Source organism: Methylobacterium sp. Leaf361 (assembly GCF_001424445.1).
Taxonomy (GTDB): domain Bacteria; phylum Pseudomonadota; class Alphaproteobacteria; order Rhizobiales; family Beijerinckiaceae; genus Methylobacterium.
This window is the reverse complement of sequence record NZ_LMPY01000098.1, coordinates 445-1,109: the sequence shown is the minus strand read 5'-3', so window position 1 is coordinate 1,109 and position 665 is coordinate 445. Positions and strand designations below refer to the sequence as shown.

Here is a 665-nt window from a genome sequence, read left to right as displayed (position 1 = left end):
AACGAGCCCGACAGCCCGGCCTGCGCGGTGAGCACGCCGAAGCGCTGGCCGAGCGCGGGGGTGAAGCTGTTGCCCGCGTTGCCGGTGATGCCGCGMAGCTCCGGCACCAGGGTGCCGTTGGCCGAGACCGTGCCGGTCGGGCCGAGCGCCAGCAGGCGGGCGTAGCTGCCCGCGCCGGTGCCRGTGCCCGGKCCGTCGATGTCGAGGCCGAGGCTGCTGCCGGGGGCGAACGCCACYGGGCCGAGSACGGTGAGCGTGCCGGGGGAGTTGCCCGGCCGCAGGGCGCCCGCGACCGTGACCNCGAGGCCGAGGCTGCTGCCGGGGGCGAACGCCACCGGGCCGAGGACGGTGAGCGTGCCGGGGGAGTTGCCCGGCCGCAGGGCGCCCGCGACCGTGACCSGGGCCGCGACGGTGCCGATGCCGCGCAGGGTGCCATTGGCCGCGACCGTGACCGGCGAGGTCCAGAGGCCGTTGAGGGAGAGCGTGCCGGCCTGGATTGTGGTCGGGCCGGAGAAGAGGCCGGGGCCGGTGAGCAGGAGCGTGCCGGGGCCGGCCTTGGTCAGGCTGGTCGGGCTCGCGGTCTCCAGGATGGCGCCGGCGTAGGTCGAGGCGGCCGCACTGGAGACCGTGAGGGCGCCGTTGCCSAGGACGGCGGAGGCCGGTCC

1 protein-coding gene is annotated in these 665 nt (G+C 77.2%); it reads right to left on the bottom strand.

What is annotated here, in order from left to right; translation table 11 throughout:
• Positions 1-301 precede the first annotated feature (301 nt).
• Positions 302-563, bottom strand: a 262-nt coding sequence (locus ASG32_RS35545) for an autotransporter-associated beta strand repeat-containing protein (protein WP_280141633.1), incomplete at its 3' end; no start/stop codon positions are given.
• Positions 564-665 lie beyond the last annotated feature (102 nt).